The 16923-nt window shown below is 72.1% G+C and carries 17 protein-coding genes; 4 read left to right on the plus strand and 13 right to left on the minus strand.

All coding sequences use genetic code 11. The features are described from left to right. Window positions 1-5: 5 nt before the first annotated feature. The 4 genes from VMV22_13480 to VMV22_13495 all read left to right on the plus strand — a co-directional run bounded on the left by VMV22_13480 (window position 6) and on the right by VMV22_13495 (window position 3726). The gene (locus VMV22_13480) at window positions 6-1205 is read left to right on the plus strand and encodes an NAD-dependent formate dehydrogenase (GenBank protein HUY23342.1); all 1200 of its coding nucleotides are present in this window, start codon (window positions 6-8) and stop codon (window positions 1203-1205) included. Window positions 1206-1273: 68 nt separating this feature from the next. Then, window positions 1274-2098, plus strand: coding sequence for an alpha/beta hydrolase (locus VMV22_13485; GenBank protein HUY23343.1), 825 nt, complete (start codon window positions 1274-1276; stop codon window positions 2096-2098). 277 nt (window positions 2099-2375) lie between these two features. Next, entirely contained in the window at window positions 2376-3158 is a 783-nt protein-coding gene (locus VMV22_13490) for an IPT/TIG domain-containing protein (protein HUY23344.1), read from the plus strand. A gap of 268 nt (window positions 3159-3426) precedes the next feature. Then, window positions 3427-3726: a hypothetical protein gene (locus VMV22_13495; GenBank protein HUY23345.1), complete on the plus strand. Its 300-nt coding sequence runs from the start codon at window positions 3427-3429 to the stop codon at window positions 3724-3726. Window positions 3727-3833: 107 nt separating this feature from the next. Here VMV22_13495 and VMV22_13500 read toward each other — a convergent pair whose 3' ends face one another. From VMV22_13500 to VMV22_13560, 13 genes are all read right to left on the minus strand, one after another. Continuing rightward, window positions 3834-4739: a Dyp-type peroxidase gene (locus VMV22_13500; GenBank protein ID HUY23346.1), complete on the minus strand. Its 906-nt coding sequence runs from the start codon at window positions 4737-4739 to the stop codon at window positions 3834-3836. Window positions 4740-5041: 302 nt separating this feature from the next. Then, a complete protein-coding gene (locus tag VMV22_13505) occupies window positions 5042-5857 on the minus strand; it encodes an FAD:protein FMN transferase (protein ID HUY23347.1) in 816 nt (271 codons plus the stop codon). Further along, a complete protein-coding gene (locus VMV22_13510; protein ID HUY23348.1) occupies window positions 5854-6516 on the minus strand; it encodes an FMN-binding protein in 663 nt (220 codons plus the stop codon). The genes VMV22_13505 and VMV22_13510 overlap by 4 nt, the downstream gene beginning before the upstream one ends. Window positions 6517-6526: 10 nt before the next feature. After that, window positions 6527-7966: a ferredoxin reductase family protein gene (locus VMV22_13515; protein HUY23349.1), complete on the minus strand. Its 1440-nt coding sequence runs from the start codon at window positions 7964-7966 to the stop codon at window positions 6527-6529. Between the two features lie 467 nt (window positions 7967-8433). Next, window positions 8434-9852 carry a Si-specific NAD(P)(+) transhydrogenase gene (gene sthA / locus VMV22_13520; GenBank protein ID HUY23350.1) on the minus strand — a complete coding sequence of 473 codons (1419 nt, stop codon included), beginning with the start codon at window positions 9850-9852 and terminating at the stop codon, window positions 8434-8436. Window positions 9853-9905: 53 nt separating this feature from the next. Further along, entirely contained in the window at window positions 9906-10226 is a 321-nt protein-coding gene (locus VMV22_13525) for a GYD domain-containing protein (GenBank protein HUY23351.1), read from the minus strand. Between the two features lie 159 nt (window positions 10227-10385). Further along, window positions 10386-11375, minus strand: coding sequence for an NAD(P)H-dependent glycerol-3-phosphate dehydrogenase (locus VMV22_13530; protein HUY23352.1), 990 nt, complete (start codon window positions 11373-11375; stop codon window positions 10386-10388). Next, complete coding sequence (locus VMV22_13535) at window positions 11372-12880, minus strand: APC family permease (protein ID HUY23353.1); 1509 nt, start codon at window positions 12878-12880, stop codon at window positions 11372-11374. Before VMV22_13535 ends, VMV22_13530 begins: the two co-directional genes overlap by 4 nt. 97 nt (window positions 12881-12977) lie before the next feature. Continuing rightward, entirely contained in the window at window positions 12978-13337 is a 360-nt protein-coding gene (locus tag VMV22_13540) for an SCP2 sterol-binding domain-containing protein (protein ID HUY23354.1), read from the minus strand. A gap of 9 nt (window positions 13338-13346) precedes the next feature. Next, a complete protein-coding gene (locus VMV22_13545; GenBank protein ID HUY23355.1) occupies window positions 13347-14708 on the minus strand; it encodes an aspartate aminotransferase family protein in 1362 nt (453 codons plus the stop codon). A gap of 71 nt (window positions 14709-14779) precedes the next feature. Continuing rightward, window positions 14780-15184: a hypothetical protein gene (locus VMV22_13550; protein HUY23356.1), complete on the minus strand. Its 405-nt coding sequence runs from the start codon at window positions 15182-15184 to the stop codon at window positions 14780-14782. 148 nt (window positions 15185-15332) lie between these two features. Then, a complete protein-coding gene (locus VMV22_13555; protein ID HUY23357.1) occupies window positions 15333-16016 on the minus strand; it encodes a hypothetical protein in 684 nt (227 codons plus the stop codon). A gap of 83 nt (window positions 16017-16099) precedes the next feature. Next, on the minus strand, window positions 16100-16897 hold the full coding sequence (locus VMV22_13560) for a 1-acyl-sn-glycerol-3-phosphate acyltransferase (GenBank protein HUY23358.1): 798 nt from the start codon (window positions 16895-16897) through the stop codon (window positions 16100-16102). Between the last annotated feature and the right edge of the window lie 26 nt (window positions 16898-16923).

Below are 16923 nucleotides of genomic sequence, written 5' to 3' on the forward strand. Positions count from 1 at the left end.
GAACCATGGCCAAGATCGTGTGCGTGCTCTACGAGGACCCCGTCGACGGCTATCCCGACAGCTACCCGCGTGACGGGCTGCCTGTGCTCCACGGCTACCCCGACGGCCAGACCCTGCCGAGCCCGCAGGCCGTCGACTTCACCCCGGGCGCCCTGCTGGGCAGCGTGTCGGGCGAGCTCGGGCTGCGACCCTTCCTGGAGGCCGCCGGGCACACCCTGGTGGTCACCGCGGACAAGGACAGTGCCGACTCGGTGTTCGACCGCGAGCTGCCCGACGCCGACGTGGTCATATCCCAGCCCTTCTGGCCCGCCTACCTGACCGCGCAGCGCATCGCCCGCGCCCCGAAGCTGAGGCTCGCCATCACCGCCGGGATCGGATCCGACCACGTCGACCTGCAGGCGGCCATCGACGCCGGCATCACCGTGGCCGAGGTGACCTACTGCAACAGCATCAGCGTGGCCGAGCACGTCGTCATGACGATCCTTTCGCTGGTCCGCAATTACATCCCGTCGTACCAGTGGGTGACCCGCGGCGGGTGGAACATCGCCGACTGCGTGAGCCGCTCCTACGACCTGGAGGGGATGACGGTGGGGACGGTCGCCGCCGGGCGCATCGGCACAGCCGTGCTGCGCCGCCTGAAGCCCTTCGGCGTCAACCTCTGCTACACCGACCGCCACCGGCTGCCCGAGGAGGTCGAGGCCGAGCTCGGCCTCACCTTCCACCCCTCGGCCCGCGACCTCGTCCCGCACTGCGATGTCGTCACCATCAACGCGCCTCTGCATCCGGAGACCGAGGGGCTCTTCGACGACGAGCTGATCGCATCGATGAAGCGTGGGGCGTACCTCGTCAACACGGCTCGGGCCAAGATCTGTGACCGCGACGCCGTGGTGCGGGCCCTCGAGAGCGGGCAGCTCGCCGGCTACGCCGGCGACGTGTGGTTCCCCCAGCCCGCCCCCGAGGACCACCCGTGGCGGACCATGCCCCATCACGGCATGACGCCGCACATCTCCGGATCGTCACTCTCCGCCCAGGCCCGCTACGCGGCGGGCACCCGCGAGATCCTGGAGTGCTGGTTCGCCGACCGGCCGATCCGCGACGAGTACCTCATCGTCGACGGCGGCCGGCTGGCGGGCACGGGCGCCCACTCCTACAGCCCCGGCAACGCCACCGGTGGGGCGGACGATGCCCAGCGCTTCCGGGCCTGAGTGACCCACCGCCCGGCCCCGGGCGCCAGGCGGACCGACCCGCGCTGCCCGCCCCGACCGTTCGAGGAGTGAGCGTGCCCGAGGTCGAGCTCGACGACGTCACGCTCGTGTACGAGGTCGTCGGCGACGGCAAGCCGCTCCTGCTCGTCGCCGGGTGCGGTCAGCCTGCGGCGGCATTCCACGTCGGCGTGGCTCCCGCACTCGCCCGGGCCGGCTACCAGGTCATCGTCTTCGACAATCGCGGTGTCGCGCCGAGCTCGATGCCACCGGCCCCGTATTCGGTCTCCCAGATGGCCGACGACGCCCTCGGCCTCCTCGACCACCTCGGCATCTCCGACCCGGCGCGGATCGCTGGACACTCGCTCGGCGGGTGGATCGCTGAGACCCTGATCATCGAGCACCCCGAGCGGGTCCGCGCCGCCGCCCTCATGGGGAGCGCCAATCGCCCCACCTCCTGGGAGAAAGCCGTCACGAGGCTCGAGCGCGACCTCGCGGCGTCAGCAGTGGCGCTCCCGCGGCTCTACTACGCGCTCGAGACCATCCGATACCTGCCGTACCACGATCTCCAGAACGACGACGTGATCGACCGATGGCTGGCGGTCGTCGGTGACATCGAGGAATGGCCGAACCCGGGACGGCTCGGTCAGTACGAAGCAGCCCTCGCCTGGTCGACCGACCCGGTCCGGACGACGGCGTGGCCTGCGATCACCGTTCCCTGTCTCGTGATGGCGTTCGAGTACGACATCGACTCACCGCCGGCCAGGGCCCGCGAGGCGGCCGCGGCGATCCCGGGCGCCGAATACGCGGAGATCGCCGGCGCCAGCCACCTCGGCTTCCTCACCCATGTCGGCCCCGTCGCCGAGGTCCTCGTCGACTACTTCGGCCGCCACTGATTCGCCCGCCACCGATTCGGCCGCCACCGAGCTGAGGCCCGTCGTCTTCCTCGACGTCGCCACCGGGACCGGGGGGCTCGGGGTGCGCGACCGGGACCGGGAGTTGTTCGGCCCGATCGGGTGATGAGACACTCGGAACGTGAAGGATGAGCGACGAGGCAACAGGACCGCCGGAGCGCCGCTCCGGGTTGCGTCGATCGCAGTGTTGGCGGCGGTGATCGCCGGTTGTTCGTCCACGACTACCCACAGGCCCTCGGTCAAGCACACGAAGTCCTCGGTGCCGACGGTCACGGGCGTGGCACCGACTTCGGGTCCGACGTCGGGGGACGACGACGTCACCATCACCGGCACCGGCTTCACCGGGGCCACCACGGTGACCTTCGGCACCGTGGCCGCCACCCGCTTCACCGTGGTGTCCGACACCAAGATGACCGCCGTCTCACCGGCACAGGCCGCCGGCACCCGGGACATCCTCGTGTCCACGACCGCGGGGACCAGCACGCCGACGGCGGTCGATCAGTTCACCTACAGGGCGCCGCTCCCGACGGTCACGGGCGTGGCGCCGGCCTCGGGCCCGGCGTCGGGGGGCACCACCGTCACCATCACCGGCGCCGGCTTCACCGGGACCACCAGGGTGGTCTTCGGCACCGTGGCCGCCACCAGCTTCACCGTGGTGTCCGACACCAGGGTCACCGCCGTCTCACCGGCACAGGCCGCCGGCATACGCAACATCGTCCTCTCCACGGCGGTGGGGACCAGCGCGCTCACGGCCGCCGACCATTTCACCTGCAGGGCGCCGCTCCCGACGGTCACCGGCGTGGCACCGGCCTCGGGCCCGGCGTCGGGGGGCACCACCGTCACCATCACCGGCACCGGCTTCACCGGGGCCACCAGGGTGGTCTTCGGCACCGTGGCCGCCACCAGCTTCACCGTGGTGTCCGACACCAGGATCACCGCCGTCTCACCGGCACAGGCCGCCAGCACACGCAACATCGTCGTCTCCACGGCGGTGGGGTCCAGCGCGCTCACGGCTGTCGATCATTTCGCCTACGGGCCGTAAGACGCTGATCCTGCGGTCCTCCGAGCAACGAGCCCGGTCGACGACCCGTCGGGGCCCTCGTGTTCCGGCTGGCGGGGTTCACCTTGTCCGCGCTCGACGAGGCCGCCGGGACGAACCCCGGGTTCACGTATCCGACGACGCCCACATCGGCGCGGACCAGCCCACGACGACGAGCTCAGGGACAGGTGCAATGACGTCGGCACGATTCGGGTGACGTCATTAGCCTCTCGCGGGGATGCGTGGAGGTGACAGAAGGATGGTGCCGGACATGGCTGGAGCCAAGAGGAAGGCCGTCAGAATCGTCGACCGGACCACCGTCAAGGAGGTGGGAGACAGGTTCGAGATCGAATGGCAGCTGAGCGCGACACCCGACCTCGAGTGGGCTGAGGTCTTTCAGTTGGCCACCCCGTCAGACCGCCAGGGCTCTCTCGATTGGGTCAAGGGTGGTGGCCCTGATGTGATGGGCGCTGTCGTTCGATGGTTCGTCCCCAGTGGGGAGATCGAGGGTGCCGAGGCCGAAGTGCAGCACCGTCTGTCGGTGGCGAACCAGAGGTTGGGATTGGAGTAAGAAGTCCAGGGTCGGGTGTGCGCCCCGACGTGGAGCATCGATCACCACGTGGACGCAGCCAGCGGCCGGCGCTGTTCTCCCGGCACGCTCCCCGACCACCGGACCGTTCAGGCTGTTGCCCGGCAGATGCCTGCCAGTACCTGCAGCGACGGGGCGAAGTACAGCCCCGCCCCGTCGGGCCGACTGAACTCGGTGAGCCGATCGTGAAGGCCGTCGCCGGTAGCGCCGAACATGGCGGCCAGCATCTTCGTGAACCGGCTGGGCTCTGCACTGAAGGCCGTGAAGTAGAGCCCCTGGGACGCCACATCGCCGAGGGGAGTGCTCCGGCGGTAGATCTCGAGCTCTTCGCCATCCTCCTCGATCACCACCCGACGGATGTGGGCGGTCGGAGGCTTCGACTCGCCGAGGTCGATGCTCAGGTCCTTGGTCCGCCCGAAGACGGCCTCCTGCTCGGGCACGGGCAGCGCCGAGAAGGCGCCCAGGTCATGCACCCAACGCATGGCGATCACGTAGCTCCCACCGGCGCCCACATCGCCGTCGGGTACCAGGGCCACCCCGGGTGCCTCCTCCACGGTCGGGTTCTCGGTGCCGTCGATGAAGCCGGTCATGTCGCGGCTGTCGCGGTAGACGAACGCAGGTTGCTGCCGCACCAACTGGGCCACCGGTGCCAGGGTGGCCGCCGCCAGGCGGGCGCCGTCGAGGACGACGTCAGGCCCGGTGCCGTGGAGCCAGATCCACACGTCGCGCTGCGCGCTCGGCACGGCCCCGCCCACGCCCTCGACGGGCTGGAACGGCGCCAGCTGTACGGGCACGGCGTCGGGGGCGAGGCGGCCGAGCGCCGTGGCCCCGAAGCCGATCACCAGGTTCAGTCCGCCCGCGGTGACCTGCGGCTCCCGCAAGGCGCCGAGTGCCGCCCGGATCTCGGGGAGTAGGACACCTGGCCGGAGATCGAGCTCCAGGTAGTGGTGCGAGCGGGTGCCCTGGGCGAAGATGCCTGGCTGCGCATACGTCACAGGGCTGCGGCCTCCTCTGGCAAACCGCCGCCGACGACGGCCGGGGTGGATGCCTGACGGTAACAGCAACCTCACATGCAGCCAGGGGCCACGCCATCGCCGCCCTGGTCACCCACGGCATCCTCCGCGAGCTACCGCCCAGAGCGGGCGGCCGCGGCCGCCCCGCCACGTGGTTTGCGGCCCACCCGCTCATCGACCTGGTCAGTCGCTGGGCCCGATAGCCGGGACCAGGCGCGGATCGGCCGTTCACCGCCCGTTCTCCCGCTCGTCGGCCCCGTCCGGTCTGGCGAGACGGAAGCTCGTCACTCGACGTCCGCGAGAGGCAGTGACTCGACGTCGACGCGCCCGACGGCGTGCACCGCCCCGCGATCGTCGACGACGACGGCGCCACAGCCGGCGTCCTCGACGAACGCCGTCCCCTGCGCTCCCGCCGCGCACAGCCCGGTGGCCAGCGCATCGGCCAGATCGAGCTGCGCGCCCACCACCGTGGCCGACCGCCAGCGCGCCCGGGACCGCCTGGTGAACGGGTCGACGATGTGCGCCCCGCGTTCGTAGGTGCCCGAGGTCGCCACCGCCCCCGGTGACGTCACCACGCACACCAGCCGGCGGCGGTCGTCCGGATCCGTGATGCCGATCCGCCACGGCTCGCCGGGCGCCGGCTCCCCCACGGTGCCGATGTCGCCGCCGGCGTTGACCATGGCACCGGCCACTCCCGCGGCGACCAGCACGTCGAGCGCCCGCGATGCGGCCCACCCTTTGACGAGCCCGGTCGGGTCCAGCCCACCCGGCATCGCCCACGGGTCGAACCATCCCTTGGTAAGCCGGCGCGCCTCGGCGCACCGCGCCAGCACGTCGCCCACCTCGGCCGGAGCCTCGGCCGGGGTGATCTCACCCCGGCACAGCCGGCTCATCGGGCTGTGGGGCTTCCACAGGCTGAACACGGCGTCGGCGCGCTGGAGGACGACGCACGCCCGGCGCATCGCCAACCGGGCCTCCGACACCGGGAGCCCGCCGGGGCGGACGTCGAACGACGCCACCGTGCCCATGACGTGCTCGTCGTGCCGGAGGACCGCAACCGCCGACTCGGGGACCTCGGTGGTGACGGCGGGTGCCCTCACGTGAAGCCGAGGGCGGTGAGCGCGCTCTGCAGGGACGTCCGGAACGCCTGGCTGGTGTAGGTGGCCCCCGACACCCCCTGCACGTTGGCGCTCTGGGCGGAGAGCGCCTGGCTGCGCAGGGCCGGCAGCGCCGAGTTGTCGATCTGCTGCGAGCGCGAGTCCGAGCTCTGCACCTGGGTGGTGACGTTCGTGAGGTGGCCGCCCGACACGGTGGCGGTGACCTGCAGGGAGCCGAAGCGGTATTGCGTCACGGTCCCGCTGGCGGTGCCGCTCGGTGCGGTCGTGGGCGGCGCCGTCGTGGTGGGGGGCGGGACGGTGGGCGCCACCGTGACCGTCGGGGGCGGCGTCACGCCGACGGTGGGCGCCGTCGCCGTGCGGGGCGCGGCGGCCGGGGACGCTGCCGCCGTGGTGGGTGCGCCCGGTGCAGCCGCGGCGATCGTCGTCGTAGGCGCCGTCGTCGTCGACGACGGCGCCGGTGGGGCGGACCCGGCGGCCGGCGGCGCGCCCGTCGTCGACACGCCGCCGTTGGTCGACGACCCGCCCACCGAATGCGTCCCGGGCGAGTTGAACGTGGCCGCCCCCGACGACGGGTGCGGGTGGAAGGCGACGATCCCCACCACGCCGGCCAGGGTCGCTCCGATGACGAATGGCGCGCGCACTACTCCCCCCTCACGTGACGAAGTCCTCGACGTGGATGCGGTCCCGGTCGACCCCGAGGGCCCGCGAGGCCTTCACGACCTGGCGGGTGAAGCCGTGCGGGCCGCACACGAAGACGTCGCGGTGCTCGAGGTCGGGCACCATGCGCTCGAGCGTGGGGGCGTCGAACTTCACGTCGGAGCGCGAGCCGACGAGGGCCCAGAAGTGGCCGCGACGCGACTCCAGCAGCGCCTTCATCTCCCGGGCGAGCACGACGTCGTGGTGGTTGGAGGCGCGCAGCAGGGCCACCACGTCGACGCCGGTGGGGAGGTCCTCGACGAGCGCCCGCAGCGGGGTGACGCCCACGCCCGCCCCGACCAGCGCCACGCGGTCCGACGAGCGGGCGTGCTTCGTGAACGTACCGTAGGGGCCTTCGATGGCCACCAGGGTCCCGGGCCGGATGCGCGGCAGGTCGGCGGAGTGGTCGCCGAGGGCCTTCACGGTGATGCGCAGGTGCGGCGGCTGGGGCATGGCCGACAGCGAGTAGGGGTGCGCCTGCCACCACAGCCCCCGGCGCAGGAAACGCCACTGCAGGAACTGCCCGCCGTCCACCTGGAGGCGCTCGACGTGCCTGCCCTGCACGACGACGGAGATGACGCCGGGTCCCTCGTCGTAGACGTCGACGACCCGGAGCCGGTGCTGCAGGGTGCGCCACACGGGGACGAGGAGGCGGTAGAAGGCGACGGCCCCGAGGGTGGCGGCCCACGCCCCGGTCCACCACCAGCGCGCCGCCGGATGGCCGGTGAAGTCGGCCCCGACGGTGACCTCGTGGGCGAAGGACAGCGCCAGCCCCAGGTAGAAGTAGAGGTGCAGCGCCCACCATGTCTCGTACTTCAGGTGCCGGCGGGCCACGCGCCACGACGTGACCATGGCCAGGACGAGCAGGGCGAACCCGGCCACCGCGGCCAGCATGTTGGGGAGCCCGTCGATCAGGAGCCAGAGCTGGCGCCAGACCCCGGTCGAGGCGGCCTGGGCGTAGCCGAGCGTGGTGGTGACCACGTGGGCGACGATGAGCGACATGGGCCAGGGTGCCAGCCGTCGGTGCCAGCGCAGCAGGCGGTCCTGGCCGAGCGCCCGTTCCAGGGGGGCGAGGCGCGACACCAGGACCACCATGACGAGCAGCAGGTAGGCGCCGACCAGGCCGGTCACCCGGCCCACGGCGTTGAGGTACCCGCCGGGGAGGGCCAGGGTCGCCCGGTGCACGTCGGAGACGGCCAGGGCGACGCTCAGCCCGAGCCCGGTGCCCAGGACGAACAGGACCCGGTCGGCGGCGGCCTTGCGCCCCCGGCGCACCCGGGTGGCCACCTGGGCGGACTGCGTCCGGGGCGTGATGCCTGTCACCGGGACGGGCACCGGCGCCCGTCGGTCCTCGGGCGACGTGCCGGGGGCGGGCGGTGGGCGATGCCGCGCCACGGCCGGATCGTCTACGACTTCGTCGGGCATGTCAGGACGTCATGACCTTCATTCGCGAACGTGTCGTCGGGCGCATCGAAGTGGGACGAGCTGTCCGAGGAGGGCGCCGCCATGGCCCGCCGCACTGCGGGCTGTCGGACGCTGCACCGCCGCGTGATGTCCGGGCGATCCGTCGGGAGTGACTCGATGTCGTGGCGACCTTAGACCGGCATCTGCCGCGAGGGAAGTCATCGCGATTCATGGGCCACTAGCAGCACATCGGCAACGCGAGCACCGCAGGCGACCGCCACTCCGCCGGAATTCCTGAGCCTTCCCGGGCGGAATCGCCAGCTCCCACCTTCACAGAAAGCGACGCGTTGTGGTCGCGCTCTCGCGCAGGAGGGTCAACAGACGCGTCGACGATGGGGACGGTGATGGCGACGAGAAGTCATGGCCGACACCGATGTCGGGGACGGTGGTCGCCGACGTCAGGCCGGGCCCTGCTGCGCGCCTTGCGACCGCGCCATCCGCTGCAGGCAGTCGTACGCCGCGTACTTGTACGCGTCGCTCATGGTCGGCACGTCGAAGGTGGCGTGGATGAAATAGTCGATCGTCCCGCCGAAGTGCAGGACGGCCTGGCCCTGGTGCACCAGCTCGGTGGCCCCCTCACCGACGATGTGCACCCCCAGCAACCGCCGGTCGTCGCAGTCCACCACGAGCTTCACCAATCCCTCGGTGGTCCCGGCGATGGCGGCGCGGCTGTTGTCGGCGAAATACGAGACGCCGACCGCGTAGTTGCGCCCCTCGACCTTGGCCTCGACCTCGGTGATGCCGACGAGGGCGCACTCGGGGATGGAGTAGACGCCGAAGGGGGTGAGCGGGTCGACCGTCTGCTTGAAGGGGATGTCCAGCGCGTAACAGGCCGCCACCCGGCCCTGCTCCATGGAGGCCGACGCCAGTGCGGGTGGCCCGATGACGTCCCCGGCCGCGTAGACCCCGGGAGCGCTCGTCCGGAAGTGGTCGTCGACGGCGATCCGCCCCCGGTCGTCGGTGTCCACCCCGGCGGCGCTGAGCCCCAGCTCCTCGGTGTTCCCCACCCGGCCGGCGGCGAAGATGACCTTTTCGGGCCGCAGGACGGCGCCGCCGTCGGTGTGCAGCGCCAACCCCCCGGCGTCAAGGGCCACCCCGGCCACCGCGGTGCGGGCGAGCACCGTCATCCCCGAGGACCGGAAGGACTCCGCCACCAGCGCCGAGCACTCGGAATCGAGGAAGGGCAGCAGCTGCGCCCCGCGGTCGACCAGGGTCACCTCGGCGCCGAGCGCCATGAAGATCGACGCGTACTCGCACGCCACCGCCCCGCCCCCCACCACGACCAGGCTGCGCATGGGCCGGTCGAGCTCCCGGGCCGTCTCGGAGTCGAGCACGTCGGGGTCGTCGAACGGGACCCCCGGGGGATGGAAGGGGTGTGACCCGGTGGCGATCAGCACGACAGAGCCCGCCAGCGTGCGAGCCGCAGAGCCGTCCGCCGGCACGACGGTGACGGTGCGGTCCGGGCCGAGCCGGGCCGTGCCGGTGACCAACTCGACGTGATGACGCGCCAGGTTGGCGCGCACGGCGTCGCTCATCGACGCGGCCACGTCGACGGCCCGGGCGCGCAGCAACTCGATGACGGCCTGGGGATGGAGGTCGATGCCCGCCCCGTAGACGTGGCGGCGCTTGAAGCCCGTCAGGTAGAGGGCGGCCTCCCGCATGGCCTTGGTGGTGAGCGCGCTGGCGGCCATGGCCCCACCGAGCGCCGGGGCCGCCTCGACCACGGCGACGCGCTTGTCGAAGTAGGCGGCCTGGGCGGCAGCCTTCTCCCCCGCCGGTCCGGCGCCGACCACCACCATGTCGAAACGATCAGGCATCTCCACCGCCCGCTGCGTGGCGGCCGGCGCGCACCAGCGGCATGTCGTAGGGCTCAGGTCCCCGGCGGTCGGTACGTGGTCCTCTTGGCGGCGGCCGCGTCGAGCTCGGCCGCCGTGAGGAGCACCACCGTCCGTGCCGTGGCCCCGCCGCCGGCGCTCACGGCCAGCGAGGCGGCCGCGGCGGCGGCGTTGTCGGGCATGTCGGCGATCACGTAGACGTCACTGCCACCGAAGGCGAAGTGGAAGGACTCGACCGTTCCCCCGAGGCCCTCGATGAGCGCCGTGGCGGCCGCCACACGGCTCGAACCCCCCTCCGCCTTCAGCCCCTTCACACCGTCGAGGGTGTAGTTCACTTCGAGCAGGTATTTCGGCATGAGACCCCTCCGTTCCTCGCCCGCCGGCACCGTCGGGTACCCGCCGGCGCCCCACCATATGCGGGACGCCGCCCGACCCACGCCGGCCGCACCGTCGCCGATCCCGTCGGCGTCGGCGTCGGCGTCGGCGTCGGCGTCGGCGTCGGCGTCGGCGGGACGTCAGCCCGGTTCGGCCTCGAGGCCGGCGGGCGTGAGGCCCCAGTACGCGTCGGCCGGGGCGATCTCGCCGCGGATGACCCGGTCGATCATGCCGCAGATGGGGAGGTCGAGGTTGTGCCGTTCGGCCAGGGTCAGCACGAGCACAGCCGTGTTCACACCCTCGGCCACCATGTGCATCTCCTCGAGGATGTCCTCGAGCCGGCGCCCCGTGCCGAGCTTCTCGCCCACGGCGCGGTTGCGGCTGTGCGGGCTCATGCACGTGGCGATGAGGTCGCCCATCCCCGCCAGCCCCGCGAACGTGGTCGGCTGCGCGCCCAGGGCCACGCCCAGCCGGGTCAGCTCGGCCAGTCCGCGCGACATCACGGCAGCCCGGGTGTTGTCGCCGACGCCCAGGCCCTGTCCGATCCCCGCGGCGATGGCGATCACGTTCTTGAGCGCCCCGCCGATCTCGCACCCGATGACGTCCTGGTTCAGGTACACGCGGAACACGCCCCGGGTGACCACCTTCTGGATGACGCTCCCCACCGCCAGGTCCTCGGTGGCCACCACGGTGGCGGCGGCCTTGCCGGCCATGATCTCGCTGGCGATGTTCGGCCCCGTGAGCGCGGCGGCGGGATGGCCGGGCAGCACCTGCTTGATCACCTCGGTCATGCGCAGGAGCGTCCCGCTCTCGAGGCCCTTGGACAGGCTGACGACGGGGATCCACGGCCGGACGTGGGCGGCGGCGTCCTCGAGCACCGCCCGGAACCCCGACGTCGGGACGCCCACGACGAGCATGTCCGCCGACGCCACGGCCTTCTCGAGGTCGGCGGTGGCCGACAGCTCGTTCGGGAGGCTGAAGCCGGGGAGGTAGGCGGGGTTGGTGTGCCCGGTGTCGACGGCCGCCGCCACCTCGGGGCTCCTGGCCCACAGCACGGTCGGATGGCGCGGTGCGACGAGGGCCGCCACCGTCGTGCCCCACGAGCCGGCCCCCAGCACCGTGACCCTCATGACCGGTCACCTCGCTCCGGCGGCATCGCCGCTATCCGGCCGGCCACGTCCGGTGACGGGCGGGCCGACGTGGCCGACACGGACACGCCCGCGGCGTCGGGCGCGGGTCGGGCCGGGCGGCGGCGGGGACGGGCGGCGGCGGCCCGCGCCGCGGCGGCGGCGCGCAGTCGGGGCACGACGAAGAGCACGTAGCCCGTGGACAGCAGCGACAGCACCGCGATCACGCTCATGGGGGCCACCGACAAGTGGTGGGCGTCTTTGGGGTCGGAGAACCCGGTGGCCACGAACAGCACGCTGAACAGGACGATCCCCACCACGGCCAGGGGTTTCCCCGCCACGAGCCGGAAGGGCCGCTCCCGGGTCTCGCGGCGCCGCAGCACCAGGACGCACAGCGAGCCGATGGCGTAGACGGCGGCCTCGATGGTGGCGCCCACGGCCACCAGCAGGAGCCACTGGCCGGTGGCGAAGACGATGGCGGCGACGACCGCCGACACCGCCGCCAGGGTGGTCACGGCCAGCCAGGGGACCGCCTGCAGGTTCAGCCGGGCGAAGGGGCGCGGCAGGTTCCCCTCGCGCGCCGCGGCGTAGATGAACCGCGAGGCGACCAGGAAGCCCCCGTTGAAGGTGTTGAGGGCGGTGAGCACGGTCAGCGCCAGCATCCACAGCTCGCCCACCGTCCCCAGGGCCGCCTGGCCGAGCAGCAGCTGGGGGACGGCGCTGCCGTGCAGCCGGCCGTACGGCACGAGGTGGGCCAGGCCCAGGGCGAACAGGCTGGACGCCAGCCAGATGAGCACGGGCGCGATGAACAGGGCCCGGGTGATGACCGGTGGTGTCCGGGCCTCCTCGGCGGTGGTGGTGACCCACTCGAACGCCGCGTAGAGAAACAGTGCGAAGGCGATCGCCTGGACGCCCGAGAAGCCGCCCTTGCCGAACAGGTCGAAGGGGTGCCGGAATGCGCCCCCCACGTGGAAGACGGCCACCACCGACAGCACGGCGGTCCCCGTCAGCACCGTGTAGGTGACGACCGTCTGCACCCAGCCGGCCAGGCGCACGCCCATGAGGTTGGCCGCCGTGGCCAGGCTCAGGAGCACGGCGATCCACACATAGGCCAGGACGGCGGGCTCGTGCAACACGTGGCGCACGGCCGCCCCGATGAGGAAGGCGTCGGCCGCGATGACCAGCACCACCGTCGTCATGTAGGTGAACGTGACCGCCAGTGCCGTGCGGTTGCCGACGGTGCGGCCGAGGTAGAGGCGGATGCCGGCGGCCGACGGGTAGAGCCCGTTGAGCTCCGAGAAGATCCCCGAGACCAGCAGCACCAGCACCCCGCCGACCAGGATGGCGGCCACGGCGGTGGCGCCCGGGGCGTAGGCGAGGACCGACACCACCCCGAGGTAGTCGATGGCGGCGAAGGCGAGGCCCGCCGAGGTGGCCGTGGCCGTGGCGGTGCCGATCGACCGCCGCAACGCCATCCCCGCGGGAGGCGCCGTGGGGGTGTCGGTCATCGGTCGCAGGCCATCAGGAGCAGGCCATCAGGAGCAGGCCATCAGGAGCAGGCCATCAGGAGCAGGCCATCAGGAGCAGGCCATCAGGAGCAGGCCATCAGGCGTCGGGCCAGATCACGAAGCTGATGGCGTCCAGACGCATGACGTCCTCCTGCGAGCCCTTCACCGTGATGTCGCCGCGCAGGTACTTCTGGACGGGGTTCAGGTCCCCCCAGAACATGTCGCAGAAGGTCTCCGAGTCCGTCGTCACCACGATGTCGGGCGTGCCCACGTGCCCCTCGGGGGTCGAGAGGATCTCACCACGCTCGACCGTCATCGAGAACGTCGTCCCGGTGTCGGAGCAGATGAAGTGCAGCGTCCTCGACCAGTCCCGCTGCATCTTGCGCAGCCGCTCGTTGTCGTTGCAGCTGACCGTGTAGTCGGCCAGCGCCTCGGCCAGCTCCCCCCATTCCGCCATGGTCGCCTCTCAGCCCGCCGGCGCCGGGGCCGGGCGCGCCGGTCGACGGCGGGGCCGGGCCGGGGTCGCCTCCTCGGGGCCCGCCCCCGACAGCAGGTCGCCGATGGCCCGCTCGAGCGCCTGCAGCAGGAAGTCCACCTCGGAGGCCTCGATCACGAGCGAGGGCATGAGGCGCATGACCGCCGGCTGGTTCCCGCTGTAGACGGCCAGGACCCCGTGGCGCGCCAGGTGGTACGACATGCGCGGTCCCATCGAGTCCTCGCCGTACTCGATACCGGCCATGAGCCCGAGCCCGCGCACCTCCTTCACGACGTCAGGATGGGCCGCGGCGAGGGACCGCAGCCCGGCGAGGAGCCGCTCGCCCATGGCCGCGGCCTGGTCCACCAGGCCCGTCTCCTCGATGACGGCGATCACCTCGAGCGCCACCGCGCAGGCGAGGTCGGACCCGCCGAAGGTCGACAGGTGGATGAACGGGTTCGGGATCAGGAACTCGCGCAGCTCCTCGGTGAACACGGTGGCCGAGATGGGCACCACCGAGCCCCCGAGGGACTTGGCGGTGGCCATGATGTCGGGCACCACGCCGAAGTGCTCGCTCGCCCACCAGCGCCCCGTCCGGCCGAGGCCGGTCTGGATCTCGTCGAGGATCAGCAGCGCCCCGGCCCGGTCGCAGGCGGCGCGCGCCGCGGCCAGGTAGCCGGGCGGCGACACCACGATCCCGCCTTCGCCCTGCACGGGCTCGAGCAGCACCGCCGCGGTGCGGTCGTCGACGGCGGCAGCCAGGACGTCGGCGTCCCCGAAGGGCACCTGCACGAACTCGGGCATGAGTGGCTCGAAGGGCTGCCGGAAGGCGGCGCGTCCGTTGGCCGACAGCGCGAAGCCGGTGTGTCCGTGGTAGCCGTTGACCGTCGACACGATCCGGGGCCGCCCGGTCGCCCCCCGGGCCAGCTTGAGGGCGAAGTCGACGGCCTCGCCGCCGCCGGTGCCGAACATCGTGCACGACAGGTCGCCCGGCGTGATCTCGGCGAGCTTGGCCGCCAGCTCGGCCTTCTCCCGCGAGCACAGCAGGAAGTTGCCGTGGTCGAGTCGGTCGAGCGCGGCGTGCGCGGCGGCCACCACCCGGGGGTTGCGCCGTCCCACGTTGAACGACCCGGCCGAGGTGAAGCAGTCGAGGAACCGCCGGCCGTCGAGGTCCCAGACCCACGGGCCCGACCGCTGCGCCTCGATCACGTCGAGGCCCGCGGCCTTCAGGACCCGCACCTTCTGGGGGTTCAGGTAGGTGGCGAACTGCTCGAGGGCGTGCTGCTTGGCCTCGGGGTCAGGGGCGAACCGGAGCCCGTCGGCCCGGTCCCCCGTCGGGCGGTCGGTGTCCATCGGCCGACGATACCTCCGGCTCTCCCCTCCCGTTCATCGAGGGGGCTCGGGCTGTCGACGTCGCGGGCCCGCTACCAGTGGGTCTCCGGCGCGGACGGCTCGGCGAGGAGCACGAGCGGCGACTGCGTGGTCGCGGCCGCCACCGAGTCGAGGAGCGAATGTTGCGTGGCGGGCATTCTCACCCCGCCCCACCGTCCCTCGAACACCGGTGACCACTGCGCCAGCGCCTCCTCGGTGGTCCGGATCACCATCGGCGTCTCGGGATGATGGTGTCGAAACGCGGCCACGACCCGGCGCGAGCAGTCGTGGCGCAGATCGAGCGACGACACCACCACGTCGGCCCGTTCGGCGACCTCGCACTGGCCGAACTCCAGGAGCGGGCACCGCCGCTCCGGTGGGCCGGCGGGACCCGGGCACCACGACACCTCGTAGCCGCTGTCCGCCAAGACCCGCGCGCAGGCGAAGACCGCGGCCACGTCGTGCTCCTCGATGAGCACTCTCGGCCGACGGGACGCGCCTGCGCCCCTCCGACCGGGGAGGGTCCAACGGCGGGCGAAATCCGTGCCGAGAGGTTTGCGACGTTCCCACATGACACCCTCCTCGTGGCGACCCGGACCGAGCCGCTCAGCGTGCCGCGTCGACGCTGCGCCGGTCGGGACGGTGGGGACTTGCGGCCCCGATCGGCGCACTGCGGACATCTTCTGACCTCGGCGGGGAGACGCGCGTGGGCAACAGCCCCGCCACCATGCGTTGGCCCTGGGCGATCGTCTCGGTGAGAGTTTCGGACGCCAGGTCGGATCGGCCTCGTTCGATCATCCACTTGGCCGCGACGATCTGCTGGATGATCGAGTCGTTGATCTCGAGTGCCTCTGCGTACCGGCGGTTGGCGTCCTCCAGTCGGCACCGCCGTCGCTGCTCCTCGAGGGTGGCACGCTCACTGGCCGTCGTCTGATCCGTGGCTCGACCCAGCAACCAGCCGAGCACGAACATCCCGACCGCCCGGACGACCCAGCCCGAGGCGTCGATGTCGCCGCTGCTGTGCACGATCTCGAACACGGCGAACAGGGCGAAGCCGATGGTCGCTCCCGTCAGCCCACCGCGCGCCCCGAGGGTGACCGCCAGGAGCGCGATCGGCAGGACGTAGAGCACGGCGATGGCCTGGCCCGACCCGTCGTTGAACCACTGCAGGACGGAGACGGCCAGGAACAGCCCGACGGCGACGGCGACGGCCGTGCCGGGGCGCACGCGGTACCAGGGTGTGGGCTTCTCCCCGATCCTGCGCTCGCCGGCCGGCACGGTCGCATCCATCGGAACAGCGTCGTCCTCGAACCGTGCGGGCACTAGGGACCAACGTCCCAAACCCGCCGGGGAAGGACCGAGCTAGCCGGGAGCTAGCCGAGGATCGGGAAGGTGCGCTCGGCCGCCAGCCGGTCGAGCGTGGCCTGCATCGTGGTCGTGAGCTCCTGGTAGCAGTCACGGACGACGACGTCGTCCTCGGCCGCCTCGGGACCGTACCGCGACGGCCAGTCGATCGGCTCGCCCAGCTCGACCGTGATCTTCGCGGGAAGGGGCCACGTCGGGATCCCCCCGGGGACGATCCCGAAGGGCGGCCCGAGCACGAGCGGCATCACCTTGATCCGGAACATCCGGTCGATCCCCAGGAGCTTCGCCACCCGCTCGCCGCGCGCCAGGACGATGACGGTCTCGTGAGCGCCGACGGAGACCGCCGGAACGACGGGCACCCCCATCCGCAACGCCAGGCGGACGACACCGGTGCGGTCGCCGAAGTCGATGCGGTTGCGCCGCCACCAGGGGCGGAACACCTCGTGGTCACCGCCCGGATAGTCGATGAGGATCCCCCCAGCGCGCAGGATCGCCTCCGCCTCGTCCCGGCCGGCCTCCACGGCGCCGGCCCACTTCATCACCGGGCCCACACCGGGCAGCCCCAGGAAGAACGAGTGGAACAGCGCGAACACCGGCTCCGCTTCACCCCGCTCGCGCCACCACGCCGTCAGCAGGACGGGCAGATCGGGCGGGATCTGGCCCCCGGAATGGTTGCCCACCACCAGGAAGGGCCCTTTCTCCGGGAGGCGCTCGAACCCCCTGACCTCCGACCTGAAGTACGACGCGAAGACCTCGAGGACCGGGCGCGCGGCGCGCAGGAACGCCGGGTCGCGGGCGGATCCCACCTCCGGCGGCACGCTGTGGCGATCGC

This window comes from Acidimicrobiales bacterium (genome assembly GCA_035531755.1).
GTDB lineage: Bacteria > Actinomycetota > Acidimicrobiia > Acidimicrobiales > UBA8190 > DATKSK01.